Consider the following 1,175-nt stretch of genomic DNA (forward strand, 5'->3'; position numbering starts at 1 on the left):
GGTTTGACAGGTGAGTCGATGCGAAAACAGGGCATCAACTTGACCGATGCCGATCAGGCAGAGTAAAAGAAAGACGCAGTTCCTGCGGGTAGAAAAATGGTGATCGGCATGATGTTATTGGCTGATCGACATGATGTTATTAGCCACCAAAATTTGATTGCTTGAGCACTCCGCGGTACGAGGCTAATGCTTGGCGCAAGATCTCCTCTTTGTGGGCGACAAACAGAAACTTGGCATCGGGTTTGGTTTTCAAAAAATGCGCAAAATCAAAGGCGGAGATCAGAGTTTTCCCTGTACCGGTAGCCGCTACCACCAAGTTACGAAAGCGCTGGTGTAAAGCGCGCTCCATCGCCAATTGTTCAAGGATCTCCAGTTGATGGGGAAACGGCGTGATATCAAAGAAATAGGCAGGGTTATTTCTGTCCCCATCCCCACGGGCCTCTTGCAGTGCATGCTGCAATTTTGTACGGCTTTCGAGCTTGCCATCAAACAGCTCAAAATCATCGGATTCCCAATAGGTTTCAAAGGTACTCAGGGATTTCTCGATAATATGAGGGATCTCTTGCGAGGTGATTTTTAGGTTCCACTCCAAGCCGCTGGTGAGGGCAGAGTGAGAGAGATTGGAGGAACCTATATAGCCGGTATGAAAACCGGTATTTCGGCAAAAGAGATAGCTCTTGGCATGCAACCGCTCGCGCTGGGTGTTATAGCTGAGTTTGACTTCGGTATTTGGGAGGCTGGCTAAAAATTCAACTGCCTTGGCGTCGGTCGCCCCCATATATGAGGTAGTAATTACTTTTAATTGGCGGCCGCTGCGAGTGAACTCTTCCAGCTCATGACGGAAAATACGGATACCTGCCCACTTGATAAATGAGACCAGCCAGCAGATGCTATCTGCCGATAATATCTCCCGTTTAATCTCTGACTCCATCGACAAACCCGCATTGCTGCCGCAGAACAGCTCACTTTGCGTTAGACCGGTCAGAGGAAAAATATCTTCGGCATATTGCTTTAAATTGGCAGAGATGGGGCAGGGCGAGATCGTGAACATTTTGTTAAAAATTAAAAATAGTTTTTTGCCTACAAAACAAATACTTATAGGCCTGTGATATGCAGTTAACTTTATAGTCAGGATCGCCTTCACACTTTTTAATCGTCACTGCACGTCATTTCAG

1 pseudogene is annotated in these 1,175 nt (G+C 46.8%); it reads right to left on the reverse strand.

Annotated elements, in window-relative coordinates:
* Nucleotides 1-148 precede the first annotated feature (148 nt).
* Nucleotides 149-1,030, reverse strand: a pseudogene (locus tag MUW49_RS18630) (DEAD/DEAH box helicase family protein); the annotation flags it as partial.
* Nucleotides 1,031-1,175 lie beyond the last annotated feature (145 nt).

The organism is Aeromonas sp. LsrichE-8G (assembly GCF_022869435.1).
Taxonomy (GTDB): Bacteria; Pseudomonadota; Gammaproteobacteria; order Enterobacterales; family Aeromonadaceae; genus Aeromonas; species Aeromonas caviae.